The organism is Actinoplanes sp. NPDC020271 (assembly GCF_044388125.1).
GTDB lineage: Bacteria > Actinomycetota > Actinomycetes > Mycobacteriales > Micromonosporaceae > Actinoplanes.
In genome coordinates this window covers 247,628-262,140 of the sequence record NZ_JBIRWQ010000006.1, presented here as the reverse complement: position 1 = coordinate 262,140, position 14,513 = coordinate 247,628, and the positions used below count along the sequence as shown (strand labels likewise).

General features: G+C 71.5%; 11 protein-coding genes and 1 tRNA gene. 6 read left to right on the top strand and 6 right to left on the bottom strand.

Annotated features, from left to right (window positions below; translation table 11 throughout):
• Window positions 1-16 precede the first annotated feature (16 nt).
• A complete protein-coding gene (locus ACH442_RS16300; protein ID WP_396338818.1) occupies window positions 17-352 on the bottom strand; it encodes a VOC family protein in 336 nt (111 codons plus the stop codon).
• A gap of 89 nt (window positions 353-441) precedes the next feature.
• Here ACH442_RS16300 and ACH442_RS16295 point away from each other — a divergent pair, with 89 nt between their 5' ends.
• Both ACH442_RS16295 and ACH442_RS16290 read left to right on the top strand, forming a co-directional pair.
• Entirely contained in the window at window positions 442-3,105 is a 2,664-nt protein-coding gene (locus tag ACH442_RS16295; RefSeq protein WP_396338817.1) for a LuxR C-terminal-related transcriptional regulator, read from the top strand.
• Between the two features lie 95 nt (window positions 3,106-3,200).
• A complete protein-coding gene (locus tag ACH442_RS16290; protein ID WP_396338816.1) occupies window positions 3,201-4,427 on the top strand; it encodes a glycoside hydrolase family 18 protein in 1,227 nt (408 codons plus the stop codon).
• 195 nt (window positions 4,428-4,622) lie between these two features.
• Here ACH442_RS16290 and ACH442_RS16285 read toward each other — a convergent pair whose 3' ends face one another.
• The 3 genes from ACH442_RS16285 to ACH442_RS16275 form a co-directional block, all read right to left on the bottom strand.
• Entirely contained in the window at window positions 4,623-7,016 is a 2,394-nt protein-coding gene (locus tag ACH442_RS16285) for a glycoside hydrolase family 9 protein (protein ID WP_396338815.1), read from the bottom strand.
• A gap of 305 nt (window positions 7,017-7,321) precedes the next feature.
• A complete protein-coding gene (locus ACH442_RS16280; RefSeq protein ID WP_396338814.1) occupies window positions 7,322-8,881 on the bottom strand; it encodes a response regulator in 1,560 nt (519 codons plus the stop codon).
• 141 nt (window positions 8,882-9,022) lie between these two features.
• The gene (locus ACH442_RS16275; RefSeq protein ID WP_396338813.1) at window positions 9,023-10,561 is read right to left on the bottom strand and encodes a cellulase family glycosylhydrolase; all 1,539 of its coding nucleotides are present in this window, start codon (window positions 10,559-10,561) and stop codon (window positions 9,023-9,025) included.
• Window positions 10,562-10,838: 277 nt separating this feature from the next.
• Here ACH442_RS16275 and ACH442_RS16270 point away from each other — a divergent pair.
• Window positions 10,839-10,900, top strand: a tRNA-Ser gene (locus tag ACH442_RS16270).
• 205 nt (window positions 10,901-11,105) lie between these two features.
• Here the strand turns inward: ACH442_RS16270 and ACH442_RS16265 are convergent.
• The gene (locus ACH442_RS16265) at window positions 11,106-11,675 is read right to left on the bottom strand and encodes a hypothetical protein (protein ID WP_396338812.1); all 570 of its coding nucleotides are present in this window, start codon (window positions 11,673-11,675) and stop codon (window positions 11,106-11,108) included.
• 91 nt (window positions 11,676-11,766) lie between these two features.
• On the opposite strand from ACH442_RS16265, the gene ACH442_RS16260 reads away from it, so the two are divergent.
• Window positions 11,767-11,925, top strand: a complete 159-nt coding sequence (locus tag ACH442_RS16260) for a hypothetical protein (RefSeq protein ID WP_396338811.1) — start codon at window positions 11,767-11,769, stop codon at window positions 11,923-11,925.
• 7 nt (window positions 11,926-11,932) lie between these two features.
• Here the strand turns inward: ACH442_RS16260 and ACH442_RS16255 are convergent, their stop codons facing one another.
• Window positions 11,933-12,790, bottom strand: coding sequence for a hypothetical protein (locus ACH442_RS16255; RefSeq protein WP_396338810.1), 858 nt, complete (start codon window positions 12,788-12,790; stop codon window positions 11,933-11,935).
• Window positions 12,791-12,958: 168 nt separating this feature from the next.
• On the opposite strand from ACH442_RS16255, the gene ACH442_RS16250 reads away from it, so the two are divergent.
• Both ACH442_RS16250 and ACH442_RS16245 read left to right on the top strand, forming a co-directional pair.
• The gene (locus tag ACH442_RS16250; protein ID WP_396338809.1) at window positions 12,959-13,780 is read left to right on the top strand and encodes a helix-turn-helix domain-containing protein; all 822 of its coding nucleotides are present in this window, start codon (window positions 12,959-12,961) and stop codon (window positions 13,778-13,780) included.
• Between the two features lie 66 nt (window positions 13,781-13,846).
• On the top strand, window positions 13,847-14,428 hold the full coding sequence (locus ACH442_RS16245) for a dihydrofolate reductase family protein (protein WP_396338808.1): 582 nt from the start codon (window positions 13,847-13,849) through the stop codon (window positions 14,426-14,428).
• Window positions 14,429-14,513 lie beyond the last annotated feature (85 nt).

The following is a 14,513-nucleotide window of genomic DNA, read 5'->3' as shown; positions in this document are numbered from 1 at the left end:
CTCTCGAAAGGTGGGATCAGCGCTGCAGGAGGCCGAGGACGTTGCCGTTGAGGTCCTCGACGACGGCGGCCAGCCGGCCGGCGCCGACGTCCTTGGCGTCCTGCCGGGTGTGCCAGCCCGCCGCGACGGCGGTGTGCAGAATCGCGCGCACGTCGTCGACGTGGCAGTAGCCGACCGGGCCGGTCATGCCGTGGTGGTGACCGTTCGGGTCCAGGCCGATCTCCTGGTCCCCGACGCGGAAGCCGACGTAGTACGGCTCGTCCACGTACGGCTCCACGCCCAGCACCGCCCGGTACAGTGCGCCGGCCGCGGCCGGATCGCGTACGGGAAAAATGATCGTCTTGATGGACATGGGAAGAGCCTGCCGCCGGGCGGGGGCCGCCGGCATCCGTGCTGACCACGGAGAGCACCGCGTAGCCGGGGTAGGTGAGAATGGCCCGCGTGTCGAAGCAGCCAGCCACGCCGGGGATCTCACCCCGTGAGGCCGAGATCCTGGCCCTGCTCGGAGAGCATCGCACCAACGCCGAGATCGGCGCCGCGCTGTTCATCTCGGTGCGCACCGTGGAGACCCACGTGTCGTCGCTGCTGCGCAAGCTCGGGGCGGCCGATCGCCGCGAGCTGGCCGGCCGGGCCCGCCCGGCGCGGACGTCCGCTCCCCTGCCGGCGCCAGTGAGCCCGTTCGTCGGCCGGGTCTGCGAACGCGGGGCGCTGCGCGCGGCCGTCACCGGGCACCGCCAGGTCACCGCGGTCGGGCCAGGTGGCGTCGGCAAGACCCGGCTGGCACTGTCCGTGGCGGCCGACCTGGCCGGCGACTTCGGCGACGGGGTGTGGTTCGTCGACCTGGTCCCGGTCACCGCCCCGGCCATGGTGGTCGCGGCCGTCGCGGCCGCCCTCGGCATCGGTGAGCAGCAGGGACGCGGCCTCGACGACGCGGTGGCGACCGCGCTCGCCGACCGGCAGGCGCTGCTGGTGCTGGACAACTGCGAGCACCTGACCGACGGGGTGGCGCCGTTCATCGAGCGGCTGCTGGCGCGCTGCCCGCGGGTGAGCGTGCTGGCCACCAGCCGGGCGCGGCTGATGGTGCCGTTCGAGTGGGTCTACCCGGTGCCGCCGCTCTCCCTCGACGAGGACGCGATCGCCCTGTTCCGGGAGCGGGCCGCGGCGGTGGGCCGGACCGTCGACGACGGGCAGGCCGAGCAGGTCGCCGACCTGTGCCGGAAGCTGGACGGGGTGGCGCTGGCGATCGAGCTGGCCGCCGCGCGGCTGCCCACGCTGGGGCTCGACGGGCTGGTCACCGGCCTCGGCGACCATCTGCGACTGCTCGTCGGCGGATATCGGGCCGACGACCGGCACCGGTCGGTACGCGCCATGCTCGACTGGAGTCAGGCACTGCTCAGCCGCGACGATCTGGCCCTGCTGCGCCGGGTGGCGGTGTTCGTCTCGCCGTTCACCGCCGCGGCCGCGGCGACGGTGGCCGGATTCGCGCCCCTGACGCCCGGGCACGTGGCCGACGGACTGGCCCGGCTCGCCGAGCAGAGCCTGCTCAGCGTGATGGCGCCGGCGGGCGGCACCCGCTATCGGATGCTGGAGACCATCCGGCAGTACGGGACCGAGCAGCTCTCGACGGCCGGTGAGCAGGAGACCGCACCCGCGCGGCATCTGCGTTGGTGCCTGCAGACCGCCGAGGAGTTGGCGGCCTCGCAGAAGGAGGGCTGGCGGGTCCGCTTCGACGCGGTGGCCGACGACCTGCGGGCCGCGCTGAGCTGGGCCGCCGACCGGCCTGACCGGCGGGCCGACGCTCACCGGCTGGCGTGGCTGCTCGGGCGGCTGGCCTTCGACCGCAATCTGATCGGTGAGTCCCAGCAGCGGTACGAGCAGGCCGCCGCGCTGACCGACGAGCCCGCCGCCGCACTGCGGCAGGCCGCGAGCGTGGCCGCGTGCCGGATGCGCGGTGACGACGCGTACCGCTTGTGGCGGGCCGCCGGGGAAGCGGCCGGCGCGGCGCGTGACCTCGCGACCGCGACCACCACCTACTTCCGGAAGGCCGGGGCCTTCACCGAACGCCCGCCGCGCGACGAGCCGGCGGCGCTGCTCGCCCGGGCCCGCGAGCTCGCCGGGGACGACCTCGCCGCGCAGGCCGCGGTCGCCCTGGCCGACTGCGCGGCCGCCGGCTACGCGTTCTTCGCCGAGAGAAACGAGGATGCCGCATCGCGGATGACCACCCTCGCCGAGCACGCGGTGGACCTGGCTCACCGCCTCGACGATCCCGTCGGGGAGGCGGCCGCGCTGTTCGCCCTGACCGGGGCGCAACGCCGCACCGGTGACGAGCTTGCCGCCTCGGCCAGCGCCCGCCGCCGCGTCGAACTGCTGGAACCCTTGGAGTTGACCCCGGCGGTCGCCGACGAGCTGATCGACGCACTCCTGATCGCGACCGCCACCTGCATCGGCACCGGTGATCTGGTCGCGGCCCGGCGCTGGGGCGGCCACCTGCGCGACCTGCCGTTGCTGGCCGAGGCCGGGCACGTCGCGACGTCCCGGATCCTGATGGCCGACGCCCTCGCCGGCCACGACACCGACGTGCTCGCCACGAGCGGCCGGTTCCTCGACGGCTGGACCCGGGCGGGCCGCCCACCGGCCCGCAACTTCGGCCCGGCCGCCGCCGCCGTCGCGCTGGTCCACGACCTGCGCGGCGACCGGGCCGCCCGGGACGAGTGGCTCGCCGTCCTCGACCGGATGGGCGTCACCGCCGAGGACCGCGCCGGCTACGCACCCACCTTCGACGCCATCGCGCGGCTGCACCACGGGGAGCCGGCGCTCGCCCGGGAACGGCTGGACGCCCCGGGCGCGTGGCGCACCGGAATCCTGAAGCAGTGGCACGTCGCGCTCCGGGTCGAGGCCGCCGTGCTGGCCGGTGACCCCGGCGCCACCGGGCTGCTGACCGAGACCCGTCCGGCCGTCACCGGGAACCCGATCGCCGGTGCGCTGCTGGACCGGGCGGCCGCCCTGCTCGACGGCGACCGGGACGGGGTTCTCGCCACCGCGGGCGCGTTCGAGGCCGCGGGCTGTCCTTACCAGCTGACTCGGACGCTCCTGCTGGCGGGCTGACGGCCCGTGTCATATCGGCCGATATGATTGCGGCACTCCATCAAGATCCGGAAAAATTACCAAGAGGGCTTCATCCTGTGCGGATCCATCGCGTCATGTCGGTGATGGTGGTCGTCGCCACCAGCCTGTTCCTGCCCGTCGCGACACCCGCGGCCGACGCCGCCGCGACCACCACCTATCGGCGGGTCGGTTACCTCTCCCGCGCGGCCGGCAGTTTCACCGTCCGGGACCTGGTACAGAAGGGTTCCGCGGCCCAGCTGACCAACCTGCAGTACGCGTTCGCCGGAGTCTCCAGCACCGGGGAATGCCTGGCAGTGCCCGACGACTACCAGCGGCTGCTCCCCGCGACGGACACCCTGGACGGGGCGGCGGACCAGCCCGGCCAGGCCCTGGCCGGCACGTTCAACCAGATCAAGAAGTTGAAGGCCGTCTACCGCCTGCGGACCTCCATCTCGATCGGCGGTGGTTCCGGGTCGGCCAACTTCACCACGGCGGCCGCGACCGCGGAGTCCCGGGAGAAGTTCGTCGCGTCCTGCATCGACCTGTACATCAAGGGCAACCTGCCGCAGGCCACGCCCGGCGCCGGGGCCGGGGTCTTCGACGGCATCGACATCGATTGGGAGTACCCGGGCTCGGTCGACGCCGCCGACAAGACCAATTTCACGCTGCTGTTGAAGGAGTTCCGCCGCCAGCTCGACCAGATCTACGCGGCGACCGGCGACTACCTGCTCCTCACCGCGGCGCTGGGTGGCAGCAAGAGCATCGTCGCGCAGGCCTACGAGCTGCCGAAGATCTTCACCTACCTCGACTGGGCTTTGGTGATGGCCTACGACATGCACAACGCCCGGGAGACGCCGCACAAGACCAACCATCAGGCCGCGCTGCACCCGAACACGGCCGCCGGTTCGAACGTCACCCGGCGCGACGTCGACCTCTATCTCGACAACTTCGTCACGACCGGCGTCGCCCCGAACCGGCTGGTGCTGGGCGTCCCGTTCTACAGCCGCGGCTGGAAAGGCGTCACCGACGCCGGCAACGGCCTGTTCCAGACCGCGGCGGTCATCACCGAGCCCGCCCCGCTCGACTACCGGACCGTCAAGAGCCTGCGGGACAGCGGATATCAGCGGTACTGGGACCCGATCGCGGCGGCCGCCTGGCTGTTCGACGGCAGCACGTTCTGGACCTTCGACGACGCGGAGACGATGAGCGTGAAGGCCGCCTACGTGAAGGCCCACACCCTCGGCGGCATCGGGGTGTGGGCCCTGAGCGGCGACGACGAACAGGGCACCCTGCTCAGCGCGATCGACACCGGCCTGCGCTGACCCTGCGGCACCGATGCCCTCCGATGCCGGGCGGGCCGGGCAGGCCACCGGAGGAGCACCGGGGACCCGGCCGGTCCTGGTCCTCGATGCCCTCCGATGCCGGGCGGGCCGGCCAGGCCACCGGAGGCGCACCGGGGACCCGGCCGGTCCTGGCCATCGTGACCCGGCCGCCTCGACTCACCGCGACGAGCACGGTCAGGCTGATCCGGCGGCGCAGGTCAGGCCGTTGACCGTGAAGGCCGTCGGCGGTGGGTTGCTGCCGGTGTAGGTGCCGTTGAAGCCGGCACTGACCGAACCACCGGCCGGGACCGCGCCGTTCCACGACTGGTTGACCGCGGTCACCTGCGCGCCCGTCTGGCTCCACACCGCCGACCAGCCCTGGCCGAGCTTCTGTGAGCCGGGGAAGGCGAAGCCCGCCGTCCACGCCGTCCAGGGTGTCGTCCCGGTGTTGACGATCGTGAGGGTTCCGGTGAAGCCGCTCCCCCAGTCGCTGGTCGTGTACGTGACCCGGCAACCGGCGCTCGGCGACGGGCTGGTCGACGGCGAAGGCGAGGTGGAGGGCGACGGCGAGGTGGAGGGAGACGGCGAGGACGACGGCGAGGTGGAGGAAGACGGCGAGGACGACGGCGAGGTGGAGGAAGACGGCGAGGACGACGGCGAGGTGGACACCGACGGCGAGGGCGACGCCGAGGTGGTGCCCGGTTCGCTGCCCCAGATGAGCTTGCCGGCCTCGTACAGCGGGACGTTGCGGTTCAGCCCGGTGCCGGCCAGGTAGGACGGGTCGTTGGACGGATCCCACGTCCCGCCGTCGGCCACGCCCACCTTGAACTGAACTTCCATCCGGTACGCGGACTGCCCGGCCGGTGCGATCGTGTGTCCGGCGCAACTGACCTCGACGTACCAGAGGTCCCCGGAGACCTGCCGGGCCGTCGACGGTGACGGGCAGCCCTGCGTGTAACCCGGGGTCACCTGGATCGCCGCGGTGCCCTCCCGGCGGAAGTAGTACCGGTACGACGCGCTGGTCAGCGCCCGCGCCGGATACGCCGACTTGTTGTAGATCATCACCTTCAGCGCGGTGTCACGCGGCTCGTCCTGCATCACCGTCGTCTCCACGGTGATCTCGTCCATGTCCGGCTTCTCGGCCTGCGGGAACCCGGCGAGAGCGGTTCCGCCGTACTCCTGGTAGAGGCGGGCCACCGCGGACGTGAACCCGGCGTTGTAGTCGGTGGCGACCTCGTTCATGACGTAGTCGCTGCGCTGATCGGTGTACGCGTCGTCGGGCGAGGACGGCCCGCCGACCAGCGCGCCGTAGAGCACGTGCCGGGTCTCCGCGGGCACGGTCATGTTGTCCCACCAGGAGCCGTGCGCCGTACGGTGATGGGGATTCCTCGGTGAGCCCGCCCCGAACCCGATCAGGTAACTGGACTGCCGCGGGTTGTCGCCCAGCGCGTAGTTGATCTGCCGTACCGCGAAGTCGTGGTATCGGCTCCGGCGCGTGGCATCGGCGGTCTTGTCGCTGTAGACGAGCGCCACGAACGCGGTGTTGGCGGCGTAGCGCAGCGACCCCCAGCTGTCCAGGACCGCCTCGCCGCCCGGGGAGTAACGCACCTTCTCGCCGTTGACGCCGACGGTCCACCAGTCGAGCCAGCGGTTCGCGTCGTCGATGTACTTCTGCTTCCCGGTGAGGTTCGCGAGCAGCACGTACGCGCCGAACTGCTTGTTGTCCCAGGCGATCGTCCACTTGTAGGAGTGCGTCGAGGTCTGCGGCTCGGTGCCGAGCGCGTCGTACTCGGTCTCCGCCTTGCTGAGGTACGCCGTCTCGCCCGTCGCCCGGTACAGCCAGATCGCGCCCCACACCAGCTCGTCCTGGTAACCGCTCCAGGATTTGTAGTACGCCGCCGCGTCGGTGATGCAGTCGCTGTACGCCTTCCGCACGGTGTCGGCGAACGTGTAGAGCTGCCGCGCGTGGGTGAGCAGCTTGTCGGCGTACGCCGGATCGGTCGGCCGGAAGACGATGGAGCTGGCGGCCATGGCCGCGGCCGTCTCCCCGGCCAGGTCCGAGCCGCCGCAGGTGGCATCGATCTTGTACGCGGGCCGGGCCATCGGCATCACCTCGGCCGGCCCCCACCACTTGTGGTCGTCGTCGCCCTTGCCGACCTGGCCGTAGAGAACGTTCGCCGACGGGTGGGCCTTGACGAAGTAGTCGTTGGGCACGCGCAGGTTGTTCAGCAGCGAGGTGAGCTGGCCGGAGGAGGCATACGCGTCGCGGTACTCCACCGCGCCCCAGGCCAGCATGGTGGTGGTGAACGCCATCGGGAAGCCGAACTTCACGTGGTCACCGGCGTCGAACCAGCCGCCGGTCAGGTCCCGCCCGACGTCGGCCCCGTCGTTGAGCGCCGCGTCGCCGCGCCAGGACACCTGGCTCCACGACGGCTTCGCGCCGGAGATCTGCGCCTGGTAGAAGAACATCGACTTCTGCAGCGCCTCACCGTAGTTGTAGCCGGCCGCGGCGGCGGCCGGGCCACCGATCAGCGGAAGCACGGCCAGGGCGGTCAGCAGAGCCAGGAGGGGGACGAGGACACGGCGCACGGCTACCCCTTAGATGGTTGGGAGCGCTCCCACACATTGAACAGAATCATTTCGTGTTTGTGAAGACACCGGTCCGGCCACCCGGCACGGCGACGTCTCGTACTCTCCGGGAAAGTTTTGATACCGCCGCAGAGGCCGGCGCCCCTCCCCTGGCTGTCGTGAGGGACGGACAACCACGGTGAGCACCAGCCGAAAAGGATGCGGCGCGCTGCCGGCTGGACCACCGGCGTGTCCGGACGGCGTTCACCGTTCTCGGTGAGGCCACGAATGGTGGCGGGCCGAGCAGGAAGGCTCGGCCCGCGAGGTCAGTGGGTCGCGGCCAGGGACAGTTCGTCGGCGATGAGTTCGCACACCGGCACGACGGCGGCGTACTCGGCGCGGATGGCCGTCATGGTGGCCGGGCCCTTGGGCAGTCGGCCGGCACGGGCGTCGGTCTCCACCGCGGCGAACATGCCGGCCAGGTGACCGGCGCCGATGTTGGAGGCGGAGCCGTTGAGGGCGTGTGCCTGGCTCCGGACCCCGGGGACGTCGCCGGCGGTGATCAACTCGGCTAGCCGGTCGAGGCCGCCCGGGGTCCCGGTGGTGAACGAGCGCAGCAGCCGGGCGAGCAGGGTCCGTTCGGGTCCGCTGGGTTCGCCGTCGCTGATGTCGGCCAGGCGGGCGCGGACCTCCGCCTCCCGATGGACACCGAGCGGTGTCGCGGTCACGGCATCGTCGGCAGGCTCGTCGTGGCCGAAGTCCAGGAGCAGCGGGGTGAGGGCGCTGGTCAGTTCGGGCAGCCGGACCGGCTTGGGCAGGTAGTCGTTCATGCCGGCGGTGCGGCACGCGGCCCGGTCCTCGGCGAGCACGCTGGCGGTCATGGCGATGATGTGCGGCTGCCGGTCGGCCGGGAACTCCGAGCGGATCAGGCGGGTGGCCTCGAGTCCGTCGAGGATCGGCATCTGCACGTCCATCAGCACCACGTCGTAGTCGGCGGCCCGCAACGCCTGGACGGCTTCGAGGCCGTTGGCGACGGTGTCGACGCGGTGGCCGAGTTTGCCGAGCATGAACTGGGCGACTTTCTGGTTGACCGGGTCGTCCTCGGCCAGCAGCACCCGCAGCGCGGTGTGCCAGTTCACCTCCGTCTCGACCTCGGCAGGAGCCGAAGCCGCGACGGGGCCCGGAGCCGGGGCGGGACCCGCCGCGACGGCCTGCGTCACCGATCGGGTGGCCCGCCAGGCGGTCATCGCGATCCCCGCAGCCGCTGCCAGCGCCGCGGTGGCCAGCCAGAGCGCCAGCGTCTCCTGGCTCTGCGCCTGCTCCTCCTGAGCGCGCAGCACCGTCAGCTGGTCGTGGCGCAGGGCATCGAGGATCTGCTCGGCACGGTCCAGGGTCTCGGTGCCGGCCGTGCCGAGCACGTCGGGCCGGGCATCCCGGAAGCCCTCGTTCTGCAGTTGCGTGACGGCGAGGCCGAGGTAGTCGACCGTGGCGGTCGCCGAGGCCTGCAGATCGTCGAGCATCGGCTGCTGCGCGGTGTCGGCACCGAACAGCTGACGCAGACGCGCCAGGGTCTGCGGTACCTGAACCGCCGCCGACGTGAACGGCTGCAAGTAGTGCTCGTCGGCGGTCAGCACGAAACCGCGCTCACCGCGCTGCGCATCCTGCAACTGGCCGCGCAGGTTCGACATCGTGTCCAGCACCTGATGGGTACGGTCGATCGGCGCCCGATGTGCCTGTGCGGCACCGATGCCCAGGTGAGCGGCCGCGCCGCCGAGCGCCAGCACGCCGATGATCGACCCGTATCCGGCGGCCGACACCTGCCCGGCCGTCCACCGCTTGCCCGGCACCTTCCGCAAGCCGCTGCCCTCACGCCGTCCACGAATCATGCCCTCTGATTCGGCGACCCGGCCCCACGCGTGAGACCGGGCGGGCTGCAGGTCAGTTGCTAAATACCCCGTTCCGGCAAAACCCTTCGACGGTACGGGTGGAGCGGGCTCACCCGTACCGGCACATCGTCCTTGCGGGGCTCAGGAGGCTGTCACGGCGACGTCGTCGAACCAGACCGACCCCGTGTTCGCGCCCGACTTGAGGTGCACCTGCAGACTGGCCGCGCCCGCCGGGGCAACGCCGTCGACCGAGAGCCGGGTCCAGTCGCTCGTGCCGGACGGCAGATCGGCCGAGGAGCCGCCGCCGATCCAGCGGTCGTTCACGTCGAACCAGCTCAGCGCGATCTGCGTCGAGCCCGTCTCGTTCTTGCCGCGCGCCCAGACCTCGGCGTGCCAGCGCTGGCCGGGCTGCACCGGCGCGATCGGCGAGATCCGGTACGACGGGGAGCCCGCCGCCGTCCTGCCGGTGTTGGTGAGCATCACCGACCATGCCCCGGACCGCGCGGCGGTCTGCGTGCGGGTGGGTGTGCCGAGCTCCGACAGGTAGGAACGCCACGGCGTCTGACCAGCGGCGTTCTCGAATCCGGGGTCCATCAGACCGGCCGGGGACGGCGCGCCGGTCCACTCGGCCTTGACCACCGCGGCGGCCGGCTTGGCCGTGCTGTCGGCCCGGTACAGGCCGTACCAGTACTGCTCGGGGATCCGGGCAACGCCGGAATCGGGGATGCTGCCGGCGGTGAAGTCGTTCAGCGTCCACGGCGCGACCGCGTTGACGCCCGCCACCTCGGCCGCGGCGAACACCCGGGCCAGGTAGGCGGCCTGCTCACCCTCGCCGGCCTGTAGCGTGTTCGTGCCGGTCTCGCCGATCACCAGCGGGGCCGGGGCCACGGCGGCCTGGGCCCGGCGGATCGAGGCGAGGGCGCGCTCCGAGTTGCCGTACAGGTGGAAGTCGTAGTAGTCCAGCGGCGTCGCCGCCATCGCCGACTTCAGCGTGGCCAGGCCGGCGATGCCCGCCGAGGAGCTGATCGGGATGGTCACCGGAACCCCCGGTACGGCCTTGCGGATCACCGGCAGCAGTTTCTTCACCCAGCCGATCGCGGACGCGTCGGTCGGGTCGAGCTCGTTCTGCAGTTCGATCGAGATGATCCGCTCGTCGTTGCGGTAGGGGGCGAGGAGCGCGGTCGCCCACGCGCTGCTGCCGGTGACGTCGGCATAGCCGTCCCACCAGTCGAACAGCGTGATCTTCACGGTCATGCCGCGAGCCGCGGCCAGCGACACGAACTGGGCCAGCTTGTTCTTGTACTCGGTCTTCACGGTCGGGTAGCCGAACACCGACGGGAACACGATGGCGCGAACGCTGTCCGCCCCGAGCGCCTGCGCCTTGGCCAGGTCGGCGTCGATCTTCTTGGCGTCGAAATCCGTCCACATCCGGGTCCAGCTGCCACCGGCCGGGTAGTAGTTGATCTGCTTGGCCGACCGGACCGCGGCGAGCCGCTGGGCCGGCGTGAGAGCGACCTGCGTTCCCGGCACGATCGTGGAGGCGAGGACGGCTCCCTGCGCGAGAGTGCGGACCGCCGAGGGCGTGGCCGCGGACGCCGGAGTCGTCGCTGAGGAGACCGCCGCCCCTGCCGCCAGCAGCAGGGAGAGGGAACGAGCGACGACTGGGGTGACGGAACGCATGGAGGCCGGGCCCTTCGTGATTGCCGGTGGATGTGCCTCCTCATTCGGCGCCGCGCACGGCCCTTCAACGAAAGGGGTCAGAGCCGTTCGGGTGCGAATCGATCCCGTTCCGGTTCGTACGGCCACAAATCGGCTGGCTCTCCTGCGAGGTGTCTTGTCAGGTTCTTCGCGCACCTCCTGGTGCGCCGCTCGACGGTTACTTCCTCTTGGCGAAAACACACCGGCGAGCGCTCTGATCTCAGGAGAGAAAACAATTTCAGATGTGGGTTCCCGGTGCGCAGGCATCGGATACTTCCACTTTTAATGGGCAGGTTCCGGGTTCGAGTCCCGGCGCCGGCTTTACGCCGGTGTAGCTCGATCAGCAGAGCGGCGCCGCCCGGGTTCCGGCGATGCCGGCGGTGTGACCGGGGCGATGCGGGCCGGCACGACCGGGGCGGCCGGGTCGATGCCGGCCGCGTCACGGGGCCGGGCGGACCGCTCGGCGGCGATCTCCGCAGGAGTTGACCCGAGGCCCCGGGCGCGATCACGCCCGGGGCCTCGGGAGTCAGCCGCTGAGGCTGCCGAGGGCGAAGAACAGGAGCCAGGCCGCGACCAGGGTGATGCCGAACGCCTGCCAGTACTTGCCGGTGGGCAGGCCGAGGGCCTCGGCCTTCTTGGCCCGCCGGGACGCGGGGATGGCGCCGAAGATGCCGAAGATCGCCGTGATGACGATGACCATGCCGATGCCGGGCGCCTCGGCGATGGCCCCGAAAGGCGCGGCGCCGTAGCCGCCGTACGGCGCGGCCATCGGCGGCTGCTGGTATGCGGGCTGACCGTAAGGCGCCGGCTGGGCGTAACCGGGCTGGGCGTAACCGGGCTGGGCGTAACCGGGCTGGGCGTAACCGGGCTGGGCGTATGCCTGCGGCGGATACCCGGCCGGAGCAGCCGGGGTGTGGGCGGGCGCCGCGTATTGACCCGCCTGATACTGCTGGTCGTAGCCGGGCTGCTGACCGTAACCCGGTTCCGGGGTGTAACCCTGCTGCTGGGGGTAACCCTGCGGCTGGCCGTAACCGGGCTGCTGGGGGTAGCCCGGCTGTGGCTGCCAGGAGCCGTTGTTCTGCGGTTCAGCGGTCATCGGGATCCGTCCGTGCGTTCGAGGTGACTCCGTCGAGCACGTATTTCGGTGGCCCGACCGGCGAGTTGAGCAGTGGATCATAACGTTGCCGATGCCGCCGATCTCGTGGCTGGCGGCCGGGGCGCGGCACGAGATCCAGAACGCCGAGGGCCACGCGCACCCGTTGCGGGGCATCGCCGCCGCGCTGGCCGGCAACCTGGCGAACACGACGTACCAGGCCCGCTGCCCCGAGTACGACCTGATCGACTGACGTCCGGTCAGCCGGCGAGAAGCGCCTCGGTGACCGGGCCGGCCGCCACCGGGAACCGGAGAACGGTGTCGCCGGCCTGCGCGACGATCTCGTGTACGCCCTGGAAGTGCTCGTGCCGCCACACCGACAACGCGTTGATCCGGGCCCGGGGCAGGAACGTGCGGGCCATCGACACCTCGTCGCCGTGCCGGGTGAACCAGTTACGGCGATGCACGATCACGATCTCCCGGTCGTCGGTGCCGACGATCGAGGCCTGCAGGTGCAGCGGCCAGGTCCTGCGGTACAGCCGTTCCTGCCACGCCGCGGCGACGACCCGCTGCCGCGCGGAGCTGTTGAGCAGGCGGAACCGCGGCTCCCGGGCGACCATCCGGCGATAGTCGTTGAGCAGTCCGGCGTCCACGGGACCCATCCGCGGCTCCGGCCCGATGGGTTCGGCCGGCTCCGGGGCGAACGCCGGCAGGTAGCGCTGCCGGACCAGCTGGACGAGGTTGCGGATGGGCTCCTTGGCCGAGCCGTTGAAGTTCACGACCAGCGCGCCGCCGTCGGTGGTGTGGACGGTCAGGCGGCCGTCGAGCAGCTGGACGCTCTCCTCGATCGCCACGATCCGGTCCAGCGGCACGCGCACGGCGTCGAACGTGTCGTCGCGGCGGTGCAGCACGGTGAGGGTTTCCACGTCGAGGGCGATCAAGGCGTCGTACAGGTGCATGCCGGGGGTGGCATTGCGCCGCTCGATGTTGCGCGGAACCTTCAACACCAGCTCGAACGCGGCGGGGTCGAGGCCGGCGTCACGGTAGAGGCGCGGCAGGTCCGCGGTGGTGCGGACCTCGTCGATCCAAGGACCGAAGGTGTCGTACTCCTTGGTCATGCCGTCCTCCTCCGCGGTGATCCGCCGTCATGATCATGGGTCATCCGGTCGAACTGCAAGCCCGGATCCGGGCGGCGATCGTCATCGCGCCCGGCGGGACGGCAGCTGCATCCGGAGAAGCAGGACCCACAGCGCCGCGGTGAGCCGGATGGGGGCGATGCTGTGGGCATGGAGTACGTGTCGCGAGTGCCGCGCCCGCCGCTGGACGGGCTGATCGACGACCTCTACTACCTGGAGGGCACCCCGCCGTACGCCCGGCTGGTCCTGCCCCCGATGCCGGGCGCGCTGCTCATCGTCAACCTCGGGGCGCCGTTCCGCATCGGCACCGGCGCGTTCGCCGACGGTTGTGTCATCACCACGCCGACCCGCGCGTACGAGTTCGGCTACCCGTCGCCGACCCGGTCGGCCGGCGCGCACGTCAAGCCCTGGGGGCTGGCGCCGTTCCTGCCGATGCCCGCCGTCGAGCTGGTCGACCGCCCGCTGACCGTGGAGCAGGTCTGGGGCCGCCCCGCCGTCGCCGAGCTGCGGGACCGGCTGGCGGGCGCGAACGGACCGCACGAGATGCTGACCCTGTTCGAGCAGGAGCTGCTGCGCCGGCTGGGTGAGGTCTCCGGGCTGGGGCTGGTCCGACACACCAGCGGTGTCATCGCGGCGACCAGCGGCGCGGTGGCGATCGGTGACCTGCGAACGGCGGCCGGGGTCAGCAGCACTCATCTGACGCAACGGTTCAAGGAGCTGGTCGGGGTCACGCCGAAGCGGCTGGCCCGCACCCAGCGGTTCGCCGCCACCATGCTGGCGATCGACTTCACCGCACCGGTCGACTGGGGCGGCGTCGCCGCCGGCGCGGGCTACTTCGACCAGGCCCATTTCGGGCACGAGTTCCGGGCGTTCACCGGGCTGACGCCGACCCGGTACGCCGAGGTCCGGCAGCGTTTCCTGCGCGAGCATCCCGGTCACACGCTGGACAACTGGCCGCTGCCGGCCGATTGATTTCTTACAAGGACGGCCGCTCGGACCACGCTAGTTTGGGGGCATTCCCCAGCAGAGGAGAGCCCCGTGGGCAAGGTGGTGCTGTACGCCTCGGTGTCGGTGGACGGTTTCGTCGCGGACGAGAACGATCAGCCTGGTCCGCTGTTCGACTGGTTGACCAGCGGTGACGTCGCGCTGGACGACAGCGGCGGGCTGAAGGTGTCGCCGGCGTCCTACGCCTACGTGCGGCCGTACTGGGACGGGATCGGGGTGACGATCGCCGGCCGGCACGTCTTCGACCTGACCGACGGCTGGGACGGCAAGCCGCCGAGCGGGATCGACCACGTGGTCGTGGTGACGCACCGGCCGCCGCCCGACGGCTGGGACTCCGGGGCGCCGTTCCATTTCGTCGACGGGGTGGAGGCGGCTGTGGCCCGGGCGCGGGAGCTCGCGGGTGACCGCATCGTGGAGGTCGCGGCGGGCGATGTCGGTGGTCAGGTGCTGGCCGCGGGCCTGGTCGACGAGGTGCGGATGGACGTCGTGCCGGTCGTGTTCGGGGCCGGCAAGCGCTTCTTCGGGCCGGTCGGCGCGCCGCACCGGCTGGAGGATCCGGACGTGGTGATCCAGGGCGACCGGGTGCTCCACCTGACCTACCGGGTGCGCCGTTGACGCGGTGGTGCCCGCCGGAACGCCGGGTCGGGGCAACGGTGCGGGGCTGAGGCCGTACCCGCACCCGGGGTTGATCCTTGGTGTT

Excerpts from the sequence above, each read along its gene's own strand:
- ACH442_RS16255 (WP_396338810.1), bottom strand. The coding sequence starts at position 12,790 with ATGACCAAGGAGTACGACACCTTCGGTCCTTGGATCGACGAGGTCCGC.
- ACH442_RS16290 (WP_396338816.1), top strand. The coding sequence starts at position 3,201 with ATGTCGGTGATGGTGGTCGTCGCCACCAGCCTGTTCCTGCCCGTCGCG.
- ACH442_RS16275 (WP_396338813.1), bottom strand. The coding sequence starts at position 10,561 with ATGCGTTCCGTCACCCCAGTCGTCGCTCGTTCCCTCTCCCTGCTGCTG.
- ACH442_RS16280 (WP_396338814.1), bottom strand. The coding sequence starts at position 8,881 with ATGATTCGTGGACGGCGTGAGGGCAGCGGCTTGCGGAAGGTGCCGGGC.
- ACH442_RS16265 (WP_396338812.1), bottom strand. The coding sequence starts at position 11,675 with ATGACCGCTGAACCGCAGAACAACGGCTCCTGGCAGCCACAGCCGGGC.
- ACH442_RS16300 (WP_396338818.1), bottom strand. The coding sequence starts at position 352 with ATGTCCATCAAGACGATCATTTTTCCCGTACGCGATCCGGCCGCGGCC.
- ACH442_RS16250 (WP_396338809.1), top strand. The coding sequence starts at position 12,959 with ATGGAGTACGTGTCGCGAGTGCCGCGCCCGCCGCTGGACGGGCTGATC.
- ACH442_RS16260 (WP_396338811.1), top strand. The coding sequence starts at position 11,767 with ATGCCGCCGATCTCGTGGCTGGCGGCCGGGGCGCGGCACGAGATCCAG.